This window comes from Lentzea sp. NPDC054927, from assembly GCF_053610285.1.
The window spans coordinates 32,335-52,991 of sequence record NZ_JBSGXZ010000007.1; the positions used below are offsets into that span (position 1 = coordinate 32,335).

The 20,657-nt window shown below is 69.3% G+C and carries 24 protein-coding genes; 10 read left to right on the plus strand and 14 right to left on the minus strand.

Going from position 1 to position 20,657, the window contains the following annotated elements:
- From ACWGE0_RS13320 to ACWGE0_RS13335, 4 genes are all read left to right on the plus strand, one after another.
- Positions 1–517, plus strand: a 517-nt coding sequence (locus tag ACWGE0_RS13320; protein ID WP_452261164.1) for a WD40 repeat domain-containing protein, incomplete at its 5' end; no start/stop codon positions are given.
- 89 nt (positions 518–606) lie between these two features.
- Positions 607–963, plus strand: coding sequence for a hypothetical protein (locus ACWGE0_RS13325; protein ID WP_452261165.1), 357 nt, complete (start codon positions 607–609; stop codon positions 961–963).
- An 82-nt stretch (positions 964–1,045) separates the two neighbouring features.
- On the plus strand, positions 1,046–1,807 hold the full coding sequence (locus ACWGE0_RS13330; protein ID WP_452261166.1) for a GntR family transcriptional regulator: 762 nt from the start codon (positions 1,046–1,048) through the stop codon (positions 1,805–1,807).
- Between the two features lie 267 nt (positions 1,808–2,074).
- On the plus strand, positions 2,075–2,482 hold the full coding sequence (locus ACWGE0_RS13335) for a hypothetical protein (RefSeq protein ID WP_452261167.1): 408 nt from the start codon (positions 2,075–2,077) through the stop codon (positions 2,480–2,482).
- Between the two features lie 24 nt (positions 2,483–2,506).
- Here the strand turns inward: ACWGE0_RS13335 and ACWGE0_RS13340 are convergent, their stop codons facing one another.
- The 4 genes from ACWGE0_RS13340 to ACWGE0_RS13355 form a co-directional block, all read right to left on the minus strand.
- On the minus strand, positions 2,507–3,670 hold the full coding sequence (locus ACWGE0_RS13340) for an acyl-CoA dehydrogenase (protein WP_452261168.1): 1,164 nt from the start codon (positions 3,668–3,670) through the stop codon (positions 2,507–2,509).
- A gap of 78 nt (positions 3,671–3,748) precedes the next feature.
- On the minus strand, positions 3,749–4,237 hold the full coding sequence (gene purE / locus ACWGE0_RS13345) for a 5-(carboxyamino)imidazole ribonucleotide mutase (protein ID WP_452261392.1): 489 nt from the start codon (positions 4,235–4,237) through the stop codon (positions 3,749–3,751).
- A gap of 8 nt (positions 4,238–4,245) precedes the next feature.
- On the minus strand, positions 4,246–5,433 hold the full coding sequence (locus ACWGE0_RS13350) for a 5-(carboxyamino)imidazole ribonucleotide synthase (RefSeq protein ID WP_452261169.1): 1,188 nt from the start codon (positions 5,431–5,433) through the stop codon (positions 4,246–4,248).
- Positions 5,397–6,224 carry a helix-turn-helix domain-containing protein gene (locus tag ACWGE0_RS13355; protein WP_452261170.1) on the minus strand — a complete coding sequence of 276 codons (828 nt, stop codon included), beginning with the start codon at positions 6,222–6,224 and terminating at the stop codon, positions 5,397–5,399. Before ACWGE0_RS13355 ends, ACWGE0_RS13350 begins: the two co-directional genes overlap by 37 nt.
- 67 nt (positions 6,225–6,291) lie before the next feature.
- Here ACWGE0_RS13355 and ACWGE0_RS13360 point away from each other — a divergent pair, with 67 nt between their 5' ends.
- Entirely contained in the window at positions 6,292–7,050 is a 759-nt protein-coding gene (locus ACWGE0_RS13360; RefSeq protein ID WP_452261171.1) for an NAD-dependent epimerase/dehydratase family protein, read from the plus strand.
- On the opposite strand, the gene ACWGE0_RS13365 is transcribed toward ACWGE0_RS13360, so the two are convergent.
- The 4 genes from ACWGE0_RS13365 to ACWGE0_RS13380 form a co-directional block, all read right to left on the minus strand.
- Positions 7,011–8,054 (minus strand): hypothetical protein, encoded by a 1,044-nt coding sequence (locus ACWGE0_RS13365; protein ID WP_452261172.1) that lies wholly within the window; start codon positions 8,052–8,054, stop codon positions 7,011–7,013. The two genes, ACWGE0_RS13360 and ACWGE0_RS13365, sit on opposite strands and share 40 nt — an antisense overlap.
- Positions 8,051–8,845 carry an ATP-binding cassette domain-containing protein gene (locus ACWGE0_RS13370; RefSeq protein WP_452261173.1) on the minus strand — a complete coding sequence of 265 codons (795 nt, stop codon included), beginning with the start codon at positions 8,843–8,845 and terminating at the stop codon, positions 8,051–8,053. Before ACWGE0_RS13370 ends, ACWGE0_RS13365 begins: the two co-directional genes overlap by 4 nt.
- Complete coding sequence (locus tag ACWGE0_RS13375) at positions 8,842–9,222, minus strand: GntR family transcriptional regulator (protein ID WP_452261174.1); 381 nt, start codon at positions 9,220–9,222, stop codon at positions 8,842–8,844. The genes ACWGE0_RS13370 and ACWGE0_RS13375 overlap by 4 nt, the downstream gene beginning before the upstream one ends.
- 110 nt (positions 9,223–9,332) lie before the next feature.
- Positions 9,333–10,100, minus strand: coding sequence for a GGDEF domain-containing protein (locus ACWGE0_RS13380; protein ID WP_452261175.1), 768 nt, complete (start codon positions 10,098–10,100; stop codon positions 9,333–9,335).
- 140 nt (positions 10,101–10,240) lie between these two features.
- Here ACWGE0_RS13380 and ACWGE0_RS13385 point away from each other — a divergent pair, with 140 nt between their 5' ends.
- The 3 genes from ACWGE0_RS13385 to ACWGE0_RS13395 all read left to right on the plus strand — a co-directional run bounded on the left by ACWGE0_RS13385 (position 10,241) and on the right by ACWGE0_RS13395 (position 13,632).
- Positions 10,241–12,457 carry a sigma-70 family RNA polymerase sigma factor gene (locus tag ACWGE0_RS13385; protein ID WP_452261176.1) on the plus strand — a complete coding sequence of 739 codons (2,217 nt, stop codon included), beginning with the start codon at positions 10,241–10,243 and terminating at the stop codon, positions 12,455–12,457.
- A 112-nt stretch (positions 12,458–12,569) separates the two neighbouring features.
- Positions 12,570–13,169: a GtrA family protein gene (locus ACWGE0_RS13390; RefSeq protein ID WP_452261393.1), complete on the plus strand. Its 600-nt coding sequence runs from the start codon at positions 12,570–12,572 to the stop codon at positions 13,167–13,169.
- A complete protein-coding gene (locus tag ACWGE0_RS13395) occupies positions 13,099–13,632 on the plus strand; it encodes a GtrA family protein (RefSeq protein ID WP_452261177.1) in 534 nt (177 codons plus the stop codon). Before ACWGE0_RS13390 ends, ACWGE0_RS13395 begins: the two co-directional genes overlap by 71 nt.
- 1 nt (position 13,633) lies before the next feature.
- Here ACWGE0_RS13395 and ACWGE0_RS13400 read toward each other — a convergent pair whose 3' ends face one another.
- Complete coding sequence (locus ACWGE0_RS13400; RefSeq protein ID WP_452261178.1) at positions 13,634–14,908, minus strand: ATP-binding protein; 1,275 nt, start codon at positions 14,906–14,908, stop codon at positions 13,634–13,636.
- Entirely contained in the window at positions 14,908–15,582 is a 675-nt protein-coding gene (locus tag ACWGE0_RS13405; RefSeq protein ID WP_452261179.1) for a response regulator transcription factor, read from the minus strand. Before ACWGE0_RS13405 ends, ACWGE0_RS13400 begins: the two co-directional genes overlap by 1 nt.
- 31 nt (positions 15,583–15,613) lie before the next feature.
- Between ACWGE0_RS13405 and hisN the strand changes: the two genes are divergently transcribed.
- Complete coding sequence (gene hisN / locus ACWGE0_RS13410) at positions 15,614–16,393, plus strand: histidinol-phosphatase (RefSeq protein WP_452261180.1); 780 nt, start codon at positions 15,614–15,616, stop codon at positions 16,391–16,393.
- Here the strand turns inward: hisN and ACWGE0_RS13415 are convergent.
- From ACWGE0_RS13415 to ACWGE0_RS13430, 4 genes are read right to left on the minus strand one after another with little or no spacing between them, the layout of a single operon-like run.
- Complete coding sequence (locus ACWGE0_RS13415) at positions 16,374–16,643, minus strand: hypothetical protein (protein ID WP_452261181.1); 270 nt, start codon at positions 16,641–16,643, stop codon at positions 16,374–16,376. The two genes, hisN and ACWGE0_RS13415, sit on opposite strands and share 20 nt — an antisense overlap.
- Positions 16,640–19,213, minus strand: coding sequence for a TNT domain-containing protein (locus tag ACWGE0_RS13420; RefSeq protein WP_452261182.1), 2,574 nt, complete (start codon positions 19,211–19,213; stop codon positions 16,640–16,642). Before ACWGE0_RS13420 ends, ACWGE0_RS13415 begins: the two co-directional genes overlap by 4 nt.
- Position 19,214: 1 nt before the next feature.
- Positions 19,215–19,529, minus strand: coding sequence for a WXG100 family type VII secretion target (locus ACWGE0_RS13425; protein WP_452261183.1), 315 nt, complete (start codon positions 19,527–19,529; stop codon positions 19,215–19,217).
- Positions 19,529–19,993, minus strand: coding sequence for a YbaB/EbfC family nucleoid-associated protein (locus tag ACWGE0_RS13430; protein ID WP_452261184.1), 465 nt, complete (start codon positions 19,991–19,993; stop codon positions 19,529–19,531). The genes ACWGE0_RS13425 and ACWGE0_RS13430 overlap by 1 nt, the downstream gene beginning before the upstream one ends.
- 95 nt (positions 19,994–20,088) lie before the next feature.
- Here ACWGE0_RS13430 and ACWGE0_RS13435 point away from each other — a divergent pair, with 95 nt between their 5' ends.
- A complete protein-coding gene (locus tag ACWGE0_RS13435) occupies positions 20,089–20,526 on the plus strand; it encodes a MaoC family dehydratase (RefSeq protein WP_452261185.1) in 438 nt (145 codons plus the stop codon).
- The last annotated feature ends 131 nt before the right edge of the window (positions 20,527–20,657 follow it).

A 20,657-nucleotide genomic window follows, 5' to 3' on the forward strand; every position in this document is an offset into this window, starting at 1 on the left:
GGCCGTCGCCTGGTCACCCGACAACACCCGCATCCTCACCGGCGGCAACACCGCCCACATCTGGGACGCCACCACAGGCCACCAACTCCACCAACTCACCGGACACCGCACCGTCAACGCCGTCGCCTGGTCACCCGACAACACCCGCATCCTCACCGGCGGCAACGATGGCAACGTTCGCATCTGGGACGCCACCACAGGCCACCAACTCCACCAACTCACCGGACATGTCGACTGGGTAAGGGCCGTCGCCTGGTCACCCGACAACACCCGCATCCTCACCGGCGGCGACGACAACACCGTTCGCATCTGGGACGCCACCACAAGCGCACTGTTGAGCCCTTACGTGGTTCTGTTCCCCCACAACGAGTTCGCCGTATTCGACGGACAGATGACCAAGGTGCTCGACTGCAGCAAGGGTGCGTGGCGGTGGATCGGGTGGAACGTCAGTGGCGATCAAGGGATGGATCGCCTGCCTGCGGAGACGTTCGGCCCACTTCCGGTGCGGGCCGACTAGGCAACAGGTCGGCCGGGACGGAGCGTAGTCACCTTCTGTGGCAATGGTTCCCCCGGTCGGGGCGGCCAGGCGCCGTTACGTTCGTCCACATGGGACGTTTGCTCGCAGCTCTGGCCCTCACGCTCGGCTTCGTTGTGCTGTCCGCGCCGTTGGCTCACGCGGCGGAGGCCACGCGCTGGCAGGTAGCACCATGCGCGACTGGCGCGAAGGCGTTGTGGCTACCGCACGTGGACAAGTTCGGCACCGACATCAGCTGCACGACCGACGAAGCCCGTGCTGCGGCTGTGAAAGCGGCCGTGGACAGCGGGAGTCCGACGCGGATGATGAACGTGGCGATCGCTTTCGCGCAGCAGATCTCCGACAAAGCGTTGACCGCGGAGTCGACCTGCGTGCTGGGTGCAAAGGGCGCGATCGGCGAGGCGTTGGGCACGTGCGTGGCAGCTTAGGTCCGGGGCAACTCGGCCCTTCCACCTCTGCGGGGTAGCTTGGTCGCTGTACAGAACTGCGGCCCCGTCGAGGAGATGGCTCATGACCGGCAACGCCCAGCCAGGGCGCGTTGGCTATCGGGACATCGCGAACGACCTCCGGCAGCAGATCGACTCCGGCAAGCTTCCGCCCGGCAGCAAAGTTCCTGGTGAGAACGACCTCACGAGTCAGTACGGCGTGGAGCAGCCGACCGCCCGTCGGGCGTTGGACCTGCTGAAGAACGAGGGCCTGATCGTCGCGAAGCGCGGCTCGGGAACCTTTGTCCGCGAGTTCAAGCCGATCAGGCGCGTGTCGCCAGACCGGCTGAAGTCCACGTCCTGGGGATCCGGTCAACCGATCTGGTCCACCGATCTCGGCACGCGGCCGAGGAGGGAAGACGTCACTGTCGACGTGGAACTCCCACCCGCGCCCATCGCCGAGGTTCTCAAGCTCGACGACAGCGCCCGCGTCGTGATCCGGCGACGCAGGTATGTCGTCGATGACAAGCCGGTGCAGTTGGCAACGTCCTACTACCCCGAGGCACTGGTCGCCGGCTCCGCGATCACTGAGATCAACACCGGCGAAGGCGGCGCGTACGCCCGCCTCAAAGAGTTGGGCCACGAGCCCACGAGGTTCCGCGAAGAGCTACGCACCCGTATGCCGCGGGACGCCGAGCGTCAGGCGCTAGACCTCGCGCAAGGCACGCCGGTCATCTTGATCGTGCGGACCGCGTACACCGCAGATGACCAGCCAGTCGAGGTCAACGAGATGATCCTCGACTCAGCGGCCTACGTGCTCGAGTACAAGTTCACCTCACTCGACTGACACCTCTTGCCTTTCTGTACAGAACCGCGCTTCACTTTCGAAGTGGAGTTCTGTACAGAGATCGCGACGCCCTACATCACTGCGTGGAGCGCCGAGCAAGACCTGCCGTGCGCGCTAGTGGAGCGCCCAGACCAAAGCATCGGGTACGCCAACGAGCTGCTGAGCGATCGAGATCGACATGGTGTGCTGTGGCGTCAGACCGCGTTGCGACAACGAGTTGGCAAGCCGGAGTTCGCCAGGGTTCATCCGTTGCGGCAACGACGAGCGATGGAACTGTTGCTGTGCCAGGTCTGTGGCGGACCAGCGGACCGGAACGACGACGGCGTCCTGTGGCTGCAACGGGATCACGGTGACGACTGGCCGCAGTGGCCGGAAGGAATGGCGTCGGCGGAGCCACCGGTGTGCCTGCCGTGCGTCGCGGTAGCTCGACGGCTGTGTCCGGCGTTGCGGCGCGGAGCCGTGGCAGTTCGAGTGAAGGAGCACCCGATTGCGGGTGTGCGCGGTGCGCTCTACCGGCAAAGCGTGCTTGTACCGACAGCGGTCACTGCGGGGAACTTCGCCTATGACGATCCGGCGGTGCGTCGGGTTGTCGCAAACGCGCTGATCCGCGAACTCCGCGGGTGCGTCATCGTTCCGTTCGAAGAACTTGAGCGTGAGCGGATTCCATCGCGGTAGCAACGGAACCCGCTCACCAAACTCTCAGCCGTTGAGGACGGCGCGTGACATCACGACGCGCTGCACCTGGTTCGTGCCCTCGTAGATCTGCGTGATCTTCGCGTCCCGCATCATCCGCTCAACGGGGAAGTCACGCGTGTAGCCGGCGCCACCGAACAGCTGCACCGCGTCCGTGGTGACCTCCATGGCCACGTCGGACGCGAAACACTTGGCGGCGGCGGTGATGAAGCCGATGTTCGCCTCGCCACGTTCGGCCTTGGCAGCGGCCACGTAGACCATGTGCCGGGCAGCCTCGATCTTCATCGCCATGTCGGCGAGCATGAACTGCACGCCCTGGAAGTCCGAAATGGACTTGCCGAACTGCTTGCGGTCCTTGACGTACGCGACAGCGGCCTCAAGGGCACCCTGGGCGATACCCACGGCCTGCGCGCCGATCGTCGGGCGCGTGTGGTCCAGGGTCCGGAGAGCCGTCTTCAGACCGGTGCCCGGCTCACCGATGATGCGATTAGCGGGGATCGTGCAGTTCTCGAAGTAGATCTCGCGGGTCGGCGAGCCCTTGATGCCGAGCTTGCGTTCCTTGGGGCCCACCGAGAAGCCCGGGTCGTCCTTGTGCACCACGAAGGCCGAGATGCCGGCGGACTTCTTGGCGGCGTTGGGGTCCGTCACGGCCATGACGGTGTACCAGGTCGACTCGCCGGCGTTGGTGATCCAGCACTTGGTGCCGTTGAGCACCCAGTCCGAGCCGTCCAGCACTGCGCGGGTGCGCATGGAGGCGGTGTCGGAGCCTGCCTCACGCTCCGAAAGGGCGTAGGAGGCCATGGCTTCGCCTGAGGCGATGGACGGCATGACCAGTTGCTTGAGCTCTTCGGAGGCGGACAGGAGGATCGGCATGGTGCCGAGCTTGTTCACCGCCGGGATCAGCGAGGAGGACGCGCAGACGCGGGCGATCTCCTCGATGACGATGCAGGTGGCGACGCTGTCGGCGCCCTGGCCGTCGTAGGACTCGGGGACGTGGACGGCTGCGAAGCCCGACTTCACCAGGGCGTTGTGGGCCTCTACCGGGAAGCGCTCGTTCTCGTCGACCTCGGCCGCGAACGGCTTGATCTCCTTCTCGGCGAGCGAGCGGACGGCCTCTCGCAGCGCCTCGTGCTCCTCGGCGAGCTGATAGGTGCCGAAGCTCGGGTTCACCTTGTTACCTCCCAGTAGCGAGTACTCGGCACGATGTTAGCGCCCGTTCACCACAGGCGCTGCTGTGCTGTTGAGCACTCAGAGGGACTTCTGCAGCGCCGCGTCCTTGTCTAGTACGAGCTGCTCGAGTTCGGCCTGGAAGCGGGCCATGCGCTCCTGCAACGCCGGGTCGGAGGCGGCCAGTACGCGAACGGCCAGCAGGCCCGCGTTGCGGGCGCCGCCCACTGAGACCGTGGCCACCGGGACGCCTGCGGGCATCTGCACGATCGAGAGCAGCGAGTCCATGCCGTCGAGATACTTCAGCGGCACCGGGACGCCGATCACCGGGAGCACGGTGGCGGAGGCGACCATGCCCGGCAGGTGTGCCGCGCCGCCTGCGCCCGCGATGATCACCCGCAGGCCGCGCGAGGCGGCCGAGTTGGCGTAGTCGAGCATGCGTTGCGGGGTGCGGTGCGCGGAGATGACGCTCACCTCGAACGGGACGTCGAACTCGGCGAGCGCCTCGGCGGCGGCTTTCATCACCGGCCAGTCCGAGTCGCTGCCCATGATCACGCCGACCTGAGTCACAGCCTCAGTCACTCCGAACTCCCGTGAATGTCGTATCCGTCGTTCCACACACCGGTGGACAGCCAGTCCGCGGCCAGCCGCGCGCGGTGGCGGACCTCTGTCATGTCGTTGCCGAGGAACGTCACGTGCCCGATCTTGCGGCCCGGCCGTTCCTCCTTGCCGTACAGGTGCACGTGCGCGTCCGGGAACCGGGCGAACAGGTGGTGCACGCGCTCGTCCGGGCCCATCGCGGGCACGTCCTCGGCGCCCAGCACGTTCGCCATCACCACGGCCGGCGCCATCAGGTCGGTGCGGCCCAGCGGGTAGTCGAGAACGGCACGCAGGTGCTGCTCGAACTGGGACGTGCGCGCGCCCTCGATCGACCAGTGGCCCGAGTTGTGCGGGCGCATCGCGAGCTCGTTGACGACCACGCCGTCGGCGGTCTCGAACAGTTCCACGGCCAGCACGCCCACCACGCCCAACGCGTCGGCGACCTTCAGGGCCAGCTCCTGGGCCGCGGCACCGTCCAGAGCGGGGGCCGGAGCGAGGACCTCGACGCAGATGCCGTCGGACTGCACGGTCTCGACGACCGGCCACGCCGCGCCCTGCCCGAACGGCGAGCGCGCCACCACGGCCGCCAGCTCGCGCCGCATCGGCACGCACTGCTCGACCATCAACGGTGTCCCGGCCTCGAGCAGCTCGGGCACGACGAGCTCGGCGCTGTGCGGCTGGTTCAGCATCCACACGCCGCGGCCGTCGTAGCCGCCGCGGATCGCCTTCAGCACGCACGGCCACCCGTGAGCCCCACCGAACCGGAGAACGTCGCGCACGTCGTGGACCTCGGCGAACGGCGGCACCGGCAGGCCCAGCTCGGCCAGGCGCACACGCATCTTCAGCTTGTCCTGCGCGTACTGCAGCGCGTCCGGACCGGGGTGCACTTTGACGCCCTCGGCGACCAGCGCGCGCAGGTGCTCCTGAGGCACGTGCTCGTGGTCGAACGTGACGACCTCGCAGCCCTTCGCGAACGCGCGCAACGCGTCGAGGTCTGTGTGCGTGCCGAGCACCACGTCCCGCGCGACCAACGCCGCGGGGTCGTTCTCGGACACGGCGAGCACGCGCAGCGACTGGCCGAGCGGAATGGCGGCCTGGTGCGTCATGCGGGCGAGCTGCCCGCCGCCGATCATGCCGACGACTGGGAGACGGGTACGGGAGTCCACGGTTGAGGCAGCCTACCTGCAACTTCTGATCGGCTCACGAGCAGAGCCAGCCTCTGGGCGGTGACGCTGCCCTCGGGTGCGGTGTGGATCACAAGCCGCTGGTCGTGCTCCGGGGCGCCGAGCACCTCGCAGTCGAACTCCAGCAGGCCTGCGACCGGATGCCGCAGCCGCTTGCGAGCCGACCGGCGCACCTTCACGCCGTGTTCCGCCCACAGCCGTGCGAACAGCGGGCTCGCCATCAACTCGTCGATCAACGGCTGTGCGGAGGGCCGACGCGCCAGAGTCGCGCGCAGATCGGCGACGTGAGCGCGGGCGACTCCTTCGCGGTCCTCCTCCGGAACCCAGCCTTCGTCACCGAGGAAGAACGCCCTGAGCAGGTTCCGGCCGGTGAAGTCGCCGAACACCAGCTCGGCGCGGGCCGTCCAGGCGAGCACGTCACCCACATCGGTGATCACCACCGCGAGGTCGTCACCGAGCCGGTCGAGCAGCAGCCGGATGCCGGGCCGCACCTCGTGCCCGGACGTGGGCTCCTCCGGCACGGCCTCACCTGCCAGCCGGAACAGATGCGCGCGCTCGTCGGAGGACAGCTCCAACGCTCGTGCGATGCCGTGCAGGACAGAAACAGAGGGGCGCGGACCACGGCCCTGCTCCAGCCGGGAGTAGTAGTCGACCGACATGCCCGCGGCCTCGGCCACCTCTTCGCGGCGCAGCCCCGGCGTGCGCCGACGACCGCCGCCGCGTGGCTCCATCCGTTCGCGGCAGCTGCGCAGGAAACCCGCCATGTCCAGCATGTCTCCACGGTAGCCAGGGATTCATCGTCCCTGGCTGCGTCCGGCGCACGGAACGACGCTGGATCGCATGAAGATCGCGATGACAGGTGCGACCGGACGAGTCGGCAGCAGGCTGCTGCCGCGGTTGCGCGAGCAGGGCCACGACGTGCGCACGCTGACCCACCGGCTGGCCGACACAGAGGCCGTCGAGGAACTGGTGTCCGGCGTGGACGCCGTCGTGCACGTCGCCGCCGCCCTCCGCACGAGCACCGATTTCGAAGGCGTGAACGTCCACGGCACCAAGGCCCTCGCCGAGGCCGCCGAGAAGGTGCCGTTGTTCGTCCACTTCAGCACGAACCTCGTGTACCCAGGCGGACTCGGCAGGCCGGCCACCGAGGACGACCCGGCCGATCCCGATCCCGCGTTCGGCGACTACCCCCGCACGAAGGCGCTGGGCGAACAGGCCGTGCTCGACACCAGGGAAGCCACGATCCTCCGCCTCGCCTTCGTCTACGGCGACGGCGATCCGCATCTGGAGGAGTCGCTGCGCTGGGCCGCGACCTGGCCCGGCCACCAGCGGCTGCACCTGGTGCATCACGACGACGTGGCGCAGGCGGTCGGGAAGGTGCTCGAATCCGGCGCCGGCGGGATCTTCAACATCGCCGACGACAGCCCGATGACGGCCGTCGAGTTGCACCTGCTGAACGGCCTCACCCCCAGCGAGGAGGCCGTTCAGCAGGAGTTCGACCCGTGGCACGGAATCGTGTCGACCACCCGCGCGCAGCGGGAGATCGGCTTCCGCCCGCGCTATCCCTCCGCGTGGGCGGCGTCCGACGGAGTGCTCTGAGCGGGTTTGGCAGCAGGCTCGGCGGCAGATTCAGCGGCAGGCTCGGCAGCAGAGTCGGCGGCAGGCTCGGCAGCAGATTCAGCGGCGGGCTCGTCAGTGGTTTTGGCAGTGGGCTCGGCCGCGGGTTCGACTGCGAGGCGGCGGTGGCGCCTCGACGGCTTCCACCCACCGCCCTGGCGCAGCATCCGGAACGTCACGGCGAACAGCACGGCGGCGAGCAGTGCGAACAAGCCGAACTCGAAGACCTGGAAGATCCAGAACCGGCCGACCGGCTGGTACTCGACGTACGTGCCGATCGCGGCCTTCGAGGAACGCATGCAGGTGTTCGGGTTGATCAGCGTCGCGCACTTCTCGGCCACCGGCACCGGACTGAGGTCGCTGCCCACGAACCCGCTGCCGAGTTCCAGCGAGTCCTGCGGAAGAACGGGTGTGCTGTCCCACCGGGCGACAACGCGCTGCGCCGGCAGGTAGTGGTCACGCACCACCGTGGCGATCAAAGCGCGGACCAGCGTGTAGAACACCAGCGTCGCCGCTATCGCCGTCACCACGTGCCGCGACATCAGGCCGATGAGCACGCCGAGCGCGAACCCGAAGATCGCGTAGCCGGCCTGCACGAGCGGCGTGGCCTCGAACCCGCCCCACGTCATCCTGCTGCCGCCGAAGCCGTCGCCGAGCCCGACCAGCGCGCCCAGCACGGCAGCCAGCGGACCGAGCAGGAGTGCCTTGCCCTGCAACCACTTCGCGGGTGTCACGTCCTGACCCCAGGCCACGAAGTAGGTGCGTTCCTCGAGTTCGCGGGCGATCAGGGGCGCGCCCCAGAACATGCCGATCACAGCGCCGAACGAGAGCTGCACGATGAGGCCGTAGAAGCCGGCCATCAGCATCGAGCCGATCTTGCCGCTCTCCGTCGAGACCAGGGTGAACGCGGCGACCAACGCGAGGGCAGTGGTGGCCAGGATGGTCCACCGGTGCTGACGCCAGGTCAGCCAGGCGAGTGCGCTCACGCGGCACGCTCCAGGTGCGCCACAACGAGTTCCTCCAGCGTCACGTACCGCGCGATCCACGGTTCGGCGATCTGCGCACCGCCGGAGCGCACGAGGTATGAAGACTGCGAAACGCTGTGCTTCGCGAGCACCACACGTCCCTCCACGGGTGATGTCGAGGCGCGCGGGCCTGTGTAGAGCACGTGCTCTTCCAGCAACTCGTCGGTGTCGCCGTTCACGAGCAACCGCCCGTCGGCGAGCAGCAGCAACCTGTCCGCCACACCACCGATCTCCGCGACGACGTGCGTGGAGAACACCAGCGTCATGCCGTTGTCACTCACCTCGGTCAGCAACTCCCGCACGACTTTGTGGCGCGCCAACGGGTCCAATTCGGACAGTGGCTCGTCCAGCAGCAGCACGTCGGGGCGAGATCCCAGTGCCAGCGCCAAAGTCACGTGCGTGCGCTGCCCGCCGGACAGGTCGCCGATCTGAAGCTTGCGCGGCACCCTGAACCTGGTCAGCCACTCGTCGGCGCGTTTGTGGTCCCAGACGTCGTTCATGCGACGGCCGAACTCCAGCACGTCCGCGACCTTGAAACCCTTGTACATCGGCTTGTGCTGCGGCACGTACGCGACCCGGCCCGCGATGGACGCGTGCCCCGAATCCGGCAGCAGATGCCCGGCCAGCACGTTCAGCAGCGTCGACTTGCCGGAGCCGTTGGCCCCCACCAATGCGGTGACGCTGCCCGGTGGCAGTTCGAAGGAGACGTTCCGCACCGCCCACTTCGACACTTCGGCCGCAACCACGCTCATCGCGCTCCCCCACTCAGCACCTCGCGCACCAGCGCGTCGATGTCCTCGTCCTCCAACCCGGCGGAGCGTGCCTCCGTCACCCAGCAGGCGAGCTTCTCGCGCAGCGGATCGAGGTCCTCGGGGGCGGCGGTCCCCAGGGACGTCTTGACGAAGGTGCCGGAGCCCTGACGGGCTTCGACGAGCCCGGCGAGCTCCAGCTCGCGGTAGGCCTTGAGCACGGTGTTCGCGTTCACGCCGCTGGTCGCGACGACGTCGCGGACCGTCGGCAGGCGATCGCCCGGCTGCAACCAGCCGAGCCTCATGGCCTCCCTGACCTGCCGCCCTAGCTGCAGGTACGCGGGTAGACCGCTGCCACGGTCGACGTGGAACTCGACCACACACGCTCCCCAGATTGTTCTAGTGGACTAGGACAATAGAACACTTCTGGGCGTGCGCGAAACCCGACCCGGTGGGGACACGGGACACCTGGGCGCGGGACAGGGGGAAGTCAGCGCCCAAGCGAGGTGAGGAGCCCGCACGCCTCGGCGTGCGTGTCCGGCAACCGCTCGATCCAGACCTTCGCGGGCCCTACCGGCCGCACGTTGGGGTCGTCGGCGAGGCGATCGGCGGCGAGCACGCGCAGGTTCGACACCCTGCGCGCTAGTACTTCGTCACGGCGTACCAGCACCACGGCCACGCACGGCCCGAGACTCGCCAACGTCTCGCCGCTGTCGAAGACCGTGCGCAACGCGTCGGACGCGAGTGTCATGGCGACCACACGAGACCATCCCGACGCACGGTGCACGTCGAGGCGCAGCATCACGAGTGCGTAGTCGAGGGGTGCGACGGGGGTCTCCCGGTACACCTCGCCCAGCCGTGTGCGCAGGTACGCGGCTGTCGCCAGCCCGGTCAGAGGATCCTCGGCCGCGCACTCGCCGGCCTGTTTCGTCACCACGTCCGCCCATCCCAGCGCTGTCATGCGCAGCATCCGTGAAGGGAGCGCGTCGACGTCCGGCGACACGATGTGCGACGCGTCGGTCAGCACGGCGTGCAGCGCGGCCAGGTCCATCAGCGTCTCCGTGAGGCCGGCACCCGCCTCGGCGCGAGCGCGGCCCAGCCGGACCAGCGCGTCGCCGGGGTCGGTGTTCTCCAGCATCGCCGCGCACACCTCGTCGACCTCGGCGAGCGGCCAGTCTGCGGGGAACGCCCAGCCGGCGGCCATGGTGGCGGTCCGCCACCTCGACTTCAGCAGGCGTTCCGCTTGTGCGACACCCACCCGGTCTCCCTTCAGCTCTCCGATTCCAGGTGGGAGACGCGCCCGTCGCTGGATCGTGACGCAACCCGCGCGGGGGATTGAGATGACTCCGCCAGGCGCCGTAAGTCACACTGAGCGCCGCGAGGAGGGAAACGAAGACTGTGGCGATCGTTCCTGCAGACGTCCAGGGGCCCAGCGACGCGGAACTCATCGAGTCCGTGCGCGGCGGGACCATCGACGCCTACGGCCAGTTGTACGAACGCCACGTCTCGGCGGCCTACAACCTCGCCCGCCAGTTGGCCCGATCGCAGGCCGAGGCCGACGACCTGGTCTCCGAGGCGTTCGCGAAGGTGCTGGACACGCTCCGTGCAGGCCGCGGCCCCGACTCGGCGTTCCGCGCGTACCTGCTCACGGCGCTGCGGCACACCGCGTACGACAAGACCCGCCGCGAGAAGAAGGTCGACCTCACCGAGGACATGACCGACGTCGCGCCGGCGGTGCAGTTCAGCGACACCGCGGTGGCCGGGCTGGAGAAGTCGATGGCCGCCCGCGCGTTCGCCGCGCTGCCGGAGCGCTGGCAGATGGTGCTCTGGCACACCGAGATCGAGGGCCAGTCGCCCGCCGAGGTCGCCCCGCTGCTCGGGTTGACGGCCAACGGCGTGTCCGCGCTCGCCTATCGCGCCCGTGAGGGCCTCAAGCAGCAGTACCTGCAGATGCACCTGGCCGCGACGGACGCGGAACGCTGCAAGGCGACCGTCGACCGTCTCGGCGCCTGGACCCGCGCCGGCCTGTCCAAGCGCGAGGCGACCCAGGTCGAGGCGCACCTCGACGAGTGCGGCCGGTGCCGGGCGCTGGCCGCCGAACTCGCGGACGTCAACGGCGCGCTGCGGATCTTCGTCGCCCCGCTGGTGCTGGGCATCGGCGCCACGACGTACCTGGTGGCCGCGGGCTCGACGACGGCTGTCGTCGGCGCCGGTGCGGCCGCGGGTGGCGCGGGCGCGGTCGGTGCCTCGATCCCCCGCCAGCTCGTGACCGTCGGTGGCTCCGCTGCCGCCGTGGCCGCGGCCGTCGTGATCGCGCTGGCCTCGGGCAGCAGCAACCAGCAGGCGCCCGCCGTCCAGGCGATCGAGCCCCCACCGGCGCAGACACAGGTCCAGCAGCCTCCGACGCCCAAGCCGGTGCCACCGGTCCCGCCGGCTCCCACCACGGAGCAGCCGGTCCAGACGCCGACCCCGCCGCCTGCACCCACGCCGACGCCGGCCCCGACTCCGGAACCCCCGGCGCCGACGCCGACTCCGCAGCCCACGCCGCCGTCGCTCACCCCGACGACGCCGAGCGGATTCACGCTCACGCCCGGCGAGGAGCCGAAGGACTTCCCGATCACCGTCCGGAACACCGGCGGCACCGCGGCACCGCCCGCGGCGATGGTGCTGAACCTGCCGCCCGGCGTGCTGTCGACCGGCGGACCGTCGTCGTTCGGCGCCGCACGCTTGTTGCAACCGGACGGCTCGGCCGACCAGACCGTGAACTGCCCGGCGGGTGGCGGCACGATCACGTGCACGACGCCGGCGGGCATCGCGCCCGGCGGGCAGGCGACGTTCCTGTTCCGGCTGCGCGCGACGAACGAGGCCGTGCCGGGCACGATCACCGGCACGATCAGCGCGGGCACGTCGATCTCGGTCAACGTCAGCGTCGAGGTCAACGTGCCGCCGGTGAACGACGACATCGAGCTCAGCGTGTCGACGTGGCACGAGGTGTACTGGGACCCGCGCGTGGACGTCCAGGTGCGCAACAAGGGCCCGCGGGCCGGCACGTTGAAGCTGGACGTGTCCGCGTCGGAGAACATCGTGATCTTCACGCCGTACCGGGACTGCCGGCGGACGGACAAGAACACCATCCACTGCGTCACCGACCTGGACAAGGACGCCAAGTTCCGGATGTCCATCTGGGCGTTCGGGCTGCCGCACCGGGGCGGGACGATCTCCGTCACGGCCACCCTCGGCAACGCGACCAAGTCCGTGACCGTCCCGTTCAAGACGCGGCCGGAACAGCCGCCGGGTGAGGTGGAGCCGAACCCGCCGACGTCCACGCCGACGCCGACCACGGTTCCGCCGACCACCACGACCACGCCGCCGGTGAAGCCGACCGAGCCATCGGACCCGACCAAGCCGGGCACCCCGACCGTGCCGACCGAGCCGATCCTGCCGCCGGTGCTCCCGCCGTCGACGACGGTGCCGTCGCCGTCCGTGCCACCGTCGACTCCTCCGACGACCACGCCGCCGCCGAGGTCGGAACCGTGCGAGCCGTGGCCGAGGCTGCTCCCGCCGCTGATCCCGGACCTGCTGGGCCTGCCGACCTGCGAGCCACCGCGAAGTTGATCAAATGTTGATCTTCGATTGTCACTGAACGTGCAGCTCAGGTGGCTGGCGGTCGCGAAAGGTAACACCCGGAGGCGGCCGCCGTTACCTTGATCCGTAAGCTGACGCGGTGCTGCCAGTCGTTCGCCGTGCCATGAGCCGGCTGCCAGAACCACTCCAGTTCCTGTTGCACAAGCACCGCGAGTTGATCCGGTTCGCGCTGGTCGGCGGCACGACGTTCGTCATCGACAACGGCGTCTGGTACGCGCTCAAGCTCACCGTGCTGACCGACAAGGTCGTCACGGCGAAGGTCATCGGCGTGCTGGTGGCGATCATCGCCTCGTACGTGCTGTCGCGCGAGTGGTCGTTCCACACCCGCGGCGGCCGCGAGCGTCACCACGAGGCCGCACTGTTCTTCCTGGTCAGCGGCCTGGGCGTGGCGATCAACATCGCGCCGCTGTGGCTGTCGCGACACCTGTTCGGCCTGCAGGCCCCGTTCGTCTCGGTGATGACCGAGGAGATCGCGGACTTCGCGTCCGGCTCGATCATCGGCATGCTGCTCGCCACCGGCTTCAAGTTCTGGGCGATGCGACGCTGGGTGTTCCCCGACGCCGGCGCCCGGCCGGACCGGCGCGTTCACCCGATCTCCGTAGACTCGTCCCGTGTCCCTAGCCGAAACAGTGGTCTCCCGGTTCCCGGAACCGATCCGGTCGATCGCGCTGAAGCATCGTGAACTAGTCAAGTTCGCCCTGGTCGGGGGCACGTGCTTCGTGATCGACACGGTCCTGTTCTTCGGGATCAAGACCGTCGTCCTGCCGAACAACCCGGTGACCGCGAAGATCATCGCGACCCTGGTCGCCACGATCGTCTCGTACATCCTGAACCGGGAATGGTCCTTCAAGACCCGCGGCGGCCGTGAGCGTCACCACGAGGCGTTGTTGTTCTTCCTGGTCAACGGCATCGGCATCGTGCTGAACTCGGCACCGCTGTACATCGCGCGGTACGCGTTCCACCTGCAGGAGCCGCACGTGTCGCGGTTGACCGAGGAGATCTCGGACTTCCTGAGCGCGCAGATCGTCGGCACGCTCATCGCGATGGCTTTCCGCTGGTACGGGTACAAGAACTGGGTGTTCCCCGAGGAGAACGCCCGCTCGACCCGTCCGATCGACGACGAAGAAGCGCTCGGCCACTCCTGAGCTACCTCGGCGTGCTGGGCGCCCTCCAGGGGATGCCGACCACGTCCTGAGCCTTCGGCACCGGCAGGAACACCGCGAACGTCGCCGGTCGCGCCGTCGAGAGCTCCAACCGGCCGCCGTCCGCGTCGACCAACGCCCGTGCGAGCGCCAGACCCACACCGGTCGAGCCGCCGCCTGAGACACCGCGCTCGAAGATGTGCGCCGCCAGCTCGTCCGGCACGCCGGCACCACCATCGCTGACCTCGATGACGACGGTGCCTTCCTCGCTGCGAGCGGAGACGACGACCGAGCCCTCACCGTGGCGCAGCGCATTGTCCAGCAGCACGCCGATGGCCTCGCGGAGACGGGCCGGGGTGACCCGCGCCAGGAGGCCGTCCGGGACGCGGACGCGCAACGCCCGGCCCTGGCTCTTGACCTGCTCGCGCCACTCCTCGGCGATGCCGTTCAGCGCCGGGCGCAGTTCCAGCGGTTCGGCACCGACGGCCCTGGCCGCGCGGGCGGCCGCGAGGAGCTCGTCCAGCACCGCGGCCAGGCGTTCGGCCTGTTCGAGGGCCGCGCGGGCTTCCAGGGCCGTGTCCGGTTCGGGGTGTTCTGCCAGGGCTTCGAGGCGCAGCTGGAGTGCGGTCAGGCGGCTGCGCAGCTGGTGGGAGACGTCGCCGACCAGTTCGCGTTCGCGTTGGACGAGGCGCGCCAGTGCTGTGGCCGAGGTGTCGAGCGCCTCGGAAACCGCGTCCAGTTCGGGGATGTTGTAGCGCTGCTCATCGGCGCGGAAGTCACCGGCGCCCAGGCGGGACGCGCGGGCGGCCACGTAGCCGAGCGGGCGGGCAAGCGTTTGCGCCGTCACCAGGGCCACGACGGTGCCGGTGCCGACGGAGAGCGCGAGCAGGAGCAGCACCAGACCGGCCACCTGGGCCTGGGTGGTGTGCATCGGGGCGGAGGGGATCTCCAGCCGGACAGTGCCCTGTTGCGCGATCGGCAGTTCGACGGTCAGCGGGTCGGCGCCGGGAGACGGGCCGGTGGTGCTGGTGACGCCGCTGGACACGACGGTCAGCCGGCCGTCGGTGGGCACGACGATCTTCACGGCCTCGATGTCGATGCCGCGCCGGTTGGCGAGCTGGTCGTCGAGCGTGGTCGCGATCTGCTGGGCGCGTTCCGTGAGGTCGCCGCGGGCGGTGTCCTCGACGAGCTGCAGGGCCGTGTAGCCGAGCGGAATGCCGAGCACGAACCCCGTCACGGCGACGGCGAGCAGGATCGCCCGCAGTATCCGGCGGCGCATCAGTCGGCGTTGAAGCGGAAGCCGCGGCCGCGCACGGTCGCGATGCGCTTCTCCGCCGAGTTGGGCGTGCCGTCGCTGAGCTTCCGGCGCAGCCACGACATGTGCATGTCGAGCGTCTTGCTGCCCTTGAGGTCGGGGTCGTTCCACACCTCGGAGAGGATCTCGTCGCGGCTCACGACCTGCCCAGCGCGCTGGATCAGCACCTTGAGCAGTTCGAACTCCTTGTTCGCGAGCTGGATCTCCCCGCCGTCGACCGTGACGCGGCGGGCGGCCAGGTCGACGCGCACGCCGTTGACCTCCAGCGTGCCCGGTGCCCGGCGGCGCAGCAGGGCCCGGATGCGGGCCATCAGCTCGGCGAGGCGGAACGGCTTGGCGACGTAGTCGTCGGCGCCCGCGTCCAGCCCCACCACGAAGTCGACCTCGTCGGCTCGTGCGGTGAGCATCAGCACGGGTATGCCTCTGCCGTTCTGGCGAAGCCTGCGGCACACCTCCAGTCCGTCCATGCCGGGCAGGCCGAGATCGAGCACCAGCAGATCGATGCCCCCCGCGATCGCGGCGTCGAAGGCACTCGGCCCGTCGCTCACGACCTGCACTGAATAGCCCTCCCGCGTCAACGCGCGGGAGAGAGGTTCCGCAATGGCCGGATCGTCCTCGGCCAGCAACACCACGCTCACGGGCCCAGCGTATTCGTGGAACGATCGCCGCGTGTCACGCCACGATGCTGATCTCGAACTGGCCCTCCGCCTCGCCGACGCCGCCGACGCGATCACCTCCACCCGATTCCGCGCTCACGACCTCGCCGTGGAGCGCAAACCGGACCGCACGCCCGTGACCGACGCCGATGTCGCGGTCGAGGACGCCGTGCGCGCCGTGCTGGCCGCGGAACGCCCGGACGACGTCGTCATGGGCGAGGAACGCGGCGGCACGCTGGACGCGTCGCGCGTCTGGGTGCTCGACCCGATCGACGGCACCAAGAACTTCCTGCGTGGCGTGCCGATCTGGGCGACGCTGATCGCCCTGGTCGTCGACGGGGTCCCGGTCGTGGGCGTCGTGTCCGCGCCGGCGCTGGGCCGCCGCTGGTGGGCTGCCGCGGGCGGTGGCGCGTTCGCGTCGGACGCGTCCGGCGATCGCGCGATCTCCGTGTCCGGGGTGCGCTCTCTCGAGGACGCCTACGTGTCGACCACGGACATCAAGTCGTGGGTGGAGTACCACTCACGCGATGCGTGGCTGCGGCTGGTGGATGCGACCTGGGAGAGCCGCGCGTTCGGCGACTTCTACCAGCATTGCCTGGTCGCCGAGGGCGCGATCGACCTGGCCCCGGAGTGCGTGGCGAACCCGTGGGACATCGCCCCGTTCCAGGTGCTGGTGACCGAGGCGGGTGGCCGTTTCACCTCACTGGACGGTGAGGAGCGCTACGACGGCGGCAGCGTGCTGACGTCGAACGGCCACCTGCACGAGGCCGCGCTCAAGCTGTTGGCACGGTAAGACTTCCGCGCGCGACCTGAGCCCAGGCGAGCCGGCCGAAGAGGTAGTGGCACGCCACGCTCTCGTCGTCGAACCGGGCCCAGTCGTAGCGGTTGCCCTGCTCCTGCCAGAACACCTCGTAGCCCTTGACCACGTCGTCGTCGGTCTCGGTGAGGAGGCACCAGCGCTGGTCCGTCTCCTCACCGATGCTGACGACGTCGTCCGGCACGCCGATCTTCGTCAGCCACTCCGGCAGGCTCTCGACGTTCATGCGGTGATCTCCGTGAGGTAGCCGAGCGCGACGAGGTCAGCGACGGGATAGGTTGTGCGGTAACGACTTCCGCCGCCGGGCTGGCCGAACCAGGGTGCGCTGATCGTGCGGTGGACGGGCAGGTCCCTGGTGACCCGGTACCGGCGGTAGCCCTCGTCGAGCGCGGCAGGCGGCAGCGAACGTTGCGCGAACGGCGTGCCCGCCTGGGACAGCACGCGACCTTCCGGAGTGCCGAACCGGTCGAGCTCGGCGCCTTCCTTCAGCACCTCGGGCTGGCTGTCCTCGTAGCCGCCCTCGCGTTCGATCGGCCAGCGCGAGGTGCCGTCCTCGTGCTGGAACAGGCTTTCCCAGTCGCGTTCGTGCATGCCGGCCAACGCGTCGTAGCCAGCCAGAAGTTCTTGCACGATCGGGTGATCCTTGCCGAGACCTTCGGTCGCCGCCGCCGGGTGCGATTCCGCGACGACGACGAGATCGGCCCGCGGGTGGTCCTGCGGGGCGAACCGCGGCACCTGCTGTTCGTCCTGCCGCACCGGCGCCGGGAGCTGCCTCGCCGGCTTCGGGGCGAGCCGCGGAGCCTGGCCCGCGGACAGGAAGATCGCCATGAACCAGCTGCCGGCCGCGACCGCCGTGTAGCTGTGGCGGGCGATGTCACCGACGAGGCCGGGGTTGACCAGTGCCTGGGACTGCTCGCGGTTCTCGAGGCGGTCGGTGAGCGCACCGCCGAGGTCGACCCCTGCCAACGGAGCCGCCGGCGCGGTGATGGTGTCGCCGACCTGCTGCTCGCCACGCTCCTCCACGGCCGAACCGTCGGCGGAACCGTCCTGCAGGGCGTCCAGCGCGTCCTTCGTCAGATCCTTGGCGGGATCCTTGACGGTCGCCTGCGCGCCCTGTCCCGAACCGGGGGTCTGCGTGCCGGGCGAAGCCTGACCCGACTGGCCAGGTCCTTGCACCTGACCGGCCTGGCTGGTCGCCTGACCACCGAACTGGCTCGCGGCCGGCACCGCACCCGGCGCGCCCGTCTTGCCGGACACGACCTGCGATCCCGCCTTGGCCTCTCCGGCTTTCGCCTCGCCGACCTTGGCCTCTCCTGCCTTCGCCTCCGCCGCGGCCTTGGCTTCCGCGGCCTTGGCGGCCTGCTGACCGGCCTGTCCCTGCTGCGCCTGCTGACCGGCGGACTGGGCAGCACCCTGCTGTCCGGCAACCGCGCCGACCTGCGAACCGGCGACAGGAGCCGCCGACGGCACACCGCCCACAGCACCGCTCATCGCACCGCCGACAGCACCGACGGGTCCGCCCACCGGTGCGCCACCCATCGGCGCGCCACCGAGCGTCGGCCCAGTGGGAGCAGCCGGTGCCGCAGGCGCGGATGCCTGAGGTGCGGCACCGGTCTGGGCCGGAACATCGCCACGGATCAGCGGCTGCTCCAGGACCGCGGCCGAAGCCTGCGTCGTGCCTTCAGCGATCGGGCCGAGGGAGCCGTGGACGCTCGGGATCGCGTCCGCCACCACGTGCGCGACGGGCGCGGCGACCGGTCCGACCGCCTGGCCCACGTCGGCCACGACACCCGGCAGCCCCTGAGGCCTGCCCTCGCCTTGTCCAGGACCGTCACCACGACCGGGCCCATCGCCCTGGCCGTTGCCGTCGCCACGACCATGTCCATCGGCTGTGTCGAACACCGGTCCGACGGCGTCACGACCACCGGGCACCGCGTCGACGACCGGCTGGACCACGGCCGCGGCGGGCGCCGTCACGGGTGCAGCGGCGTCGAGAATCGGCGCAGCAGCATCAGTCACCGCACCGACAACGGGCGCGACAGGTGCAGTCACAGCACCAACAACAGGCGCCACCGGAGCAGTCACGGCGCCAACGACAGGAGCGACCGTCTCGGTCACCGGAGCGACCACGGCGGCAACGGGCTCAACGATCGGCGCGACCACACCGGCGACCGGAGCCACCACGCCACCGACGATGTTCGTGACCGGGGCCAACAGCCCACCGCCACCGCCTCCACCGCCGGGCCCGTGGGCTCCGGGCGAGGTGTTGACGGGCTGCGAACCCTGGGTCATGTCCACGCCGCTGTCCAGACGGATGGCGGAGGACAACGTGTTGTGGAGGTTCGCGACGTTGGCCGCGGCACCTCGGGTCAGCGTGTCGAGGCCGAGCAACGCGTTGGGGTTACCGGCACTGGCGGAAGCGTTCGCGGCGTCGTTGTTCTTGGCCAGCGTCACGAGCTCGCGCACGATCTCGACCTTGGCGGCCCCGACCTGCTTGGCGGCGTGGTCGAGCCGATCAGCGGCGGCATGACACCCACGAGCAGCCCGCTGCAGTTCGCCGTCCGGAGCCACGACCTTCGCCCAGCGCCCCCGCGCCGCGTCCCCGGTGGAGCCCGTCAGCCCGTTCAGAGCACGCGTGGCGGCCCCGTCGGACGAGGTCCCCAGCCCTTTGATCTTGTCGCCGGCCTCGCGCCAGGCAGTGGCGCTGGACCGCATGGCGTCCTCGTCGGCCTTGGGCCACGAAACGCCTGCCTTGGCCGCGACCGCGGCGAGTTCGGCGGGAAGCTCGATGCCCATGTCAGCCGTCCAACCTTCTCATCGCGGATGCGTTGCTCTGCTCGACGTGCCGATACGTCTCAGCCGTGGCAGCGAGCTTGTCGCCCACGTCCCCCAACGTCGCCGCAAGCCCCGACAACGCCCCAGCCGCGTCCCCGGAAGGCTTCTCGTGCGAAGCCGCAAAACTGCGCCCCACCGCGTCATCCCCCCAGCAAACGCCGAACGCGGCCAGCGCCTTGTCCAACGTCCCAGCGATCTCGCCCGCCTGCCCGGCAAACCCGCGCAACTCCCGCGCCCCGGCATCCAGCCGATCGAGATCGGCCCCGTACCCGGCCATCAGACCCTCCTGTTGATGAGCTCGGAGTCGAGCCAGCTCTCCCGCTGCTCGTTGTCCTCGTCGTCATCAACGCGACGACGAGCAGGTTGCTGAGCCACCTGAGGTTCGTACTCGGCAGGCGCCAAATCCGCAGTCCCGGCCACCAACGCCGCAGGATCCGCAGCAGCAGGCAACACCGTGCTCAACGCCTGATAGGTGTCCTCAGCCGCAGACTCGGCAGCCGCAGCCACAGTCCGCACGATCAACTCGGCCAACTGCTCAGGCCGATGCCGCCGATAAGCCAACTCGGACAACTCCAGCCCAGCAAGCTTCCCGCCAGGCCCAACCACGGCCCTGACCGTCCCGTCCGGACTCGAAGCCTCCCCGGACACAGCAGCCAGCTCCCGCTGAACAGTCGCCAGCCTCTCGCGGCTGCGCCGATAGTCGGCCAGCAGCTCCTCGACCTGCGCACGGTGGTCGTCCACCGAGTCCCCCTCACACGCATAGCCCTGGGCTCGGGCTCTAGGACGCCGTCGCCCTTAGATCGGTTCCCAGCGATTTCAGTTACTACGATCAACGCATGATCGCCTTCGAGGATCTGCCTGCAGGCCGAATCATCCCGCTCGGCGAGGTAATCGTCGACCGGGACGACATGGTGGACTTCGCCAAGAAATTCGACCCCCAGCCGTTCCACCTGGACGACGACGCGGGCCGCAACTCCATTTTCGGCGGTTTGTCCGCCTCAGGCTGGTACACAGCCAGCCTCTGGATGCGCAGCTGGGTAGACGTAGTCCTGTCCGACTCCACCTCACAAGGCTCCCCAGGCGGCCGCGAACTCTCCTGGCTGGCCCCGGTCTACCCAGGCGACACCCTGACCTTCGCCGCCGAGGTGCTGAGCGCCCGCCTCTCGAAGTCCCGCCCAACCCTCGGCCTGGTCGAGTTCGCAGGCACAGCCCACCGCGACAACGAACTGGTCTACCGCTTCATAGCAACAGGCATGTTCACCACCCGCAGCTGATCAACCCGATGGCGAAGCCGAGGCGTCCTCACGCTTGAAACGGGAGGTTCCGGTGGGTGGTCCCGTCACGAGTCGTGCCTCAGCTCTTGCTGCATCTGAGGAGGGGTTGGCAAAAGGAACACAATAAGTGA

Bases quoted from the DNA above. Each gene is read 5' to 3' on its own strand.
- ACWGE0_RS13330 (WP_452261166.1), top strand. From the start codon at position 1,046: ATGACCGGCAACGCCCAGCCAGGGCGCGTTGGCTATCGGGACATCGCG.
- ACWGE0_RS13325 (WP_452261165.1), top strand. From the start codon at position 607: ATGGGACGTTTGCTCGCAGCTCTGGCCCTCACGCTCGGCTTCGTTGTG.
- ACWGE0_RS13425 (WP_452261183.1), bottom strand. From the start codon at position 19,529: ATGGCCGGGTACGGGGCCGATCTCGATCGGCTGGATGCCGGGGCGCGG.
- ACWGE0_RS13420 (WP_452261182.1), bottom strand. From the start codon at position 19,213: ATGGGCATCGAGCTTCCCGCCGAACTCGCCGCGGTCGCGGCCAAGGCA.
- ACWGE0_RS13415 (WP_452261181.1), bottom strand. From the start codon at position 16,643: ATGAACGTCGAGAGCCTGCCGGAGTGGCTGACGAAGATCGGCGTGCCG.
- ACWGE0_RS13360 (WP_452261171.1), top strand. From the start codon at position 6,292: ATGAAGATCGCGATGACAGGTGCGACCGGACGAGTCGGCAGCAGGCTG.
- ACWGE0_RS13370 (WP_452261173.1), bottom strand. From the start codon at position 8,845: ATGAGCGTGGTTGCGGCCGAAGTGTCGAAGTGGGCGGTGCGGAACGTC.
- ACWGE0_RS13335 (WP_452261167.1), top strand. From the start codon at position 2,075: ATGGAACTGTTGCTGTGCCAGGTCTGTGGCGGACCAGCGGACCGGAAC.
- ACWGE0_RS13400 (WP_452261178.1), bottom strand. From the start codon at position 14,908: ATGCGCCGCCGGATACTGCGGGCGATCCTGCTCGCCGTCGCCGTGACG.
- ACWGE0_RS13435 (WP_452261185.1), top strand. From the start codon at position 20,089: ATGATCGCCTTCGAGGATCTGCCTGCAGGCCGAATCATCCCGCTCGGC.
- ACWGE0_RS13355 (WP_452261170.1), bottom strand. From the start codon at position 6,224: ATGCTGGACATGGCGGGTTTCCTGCGCAGCTGCCGCGAACGGATGGAG.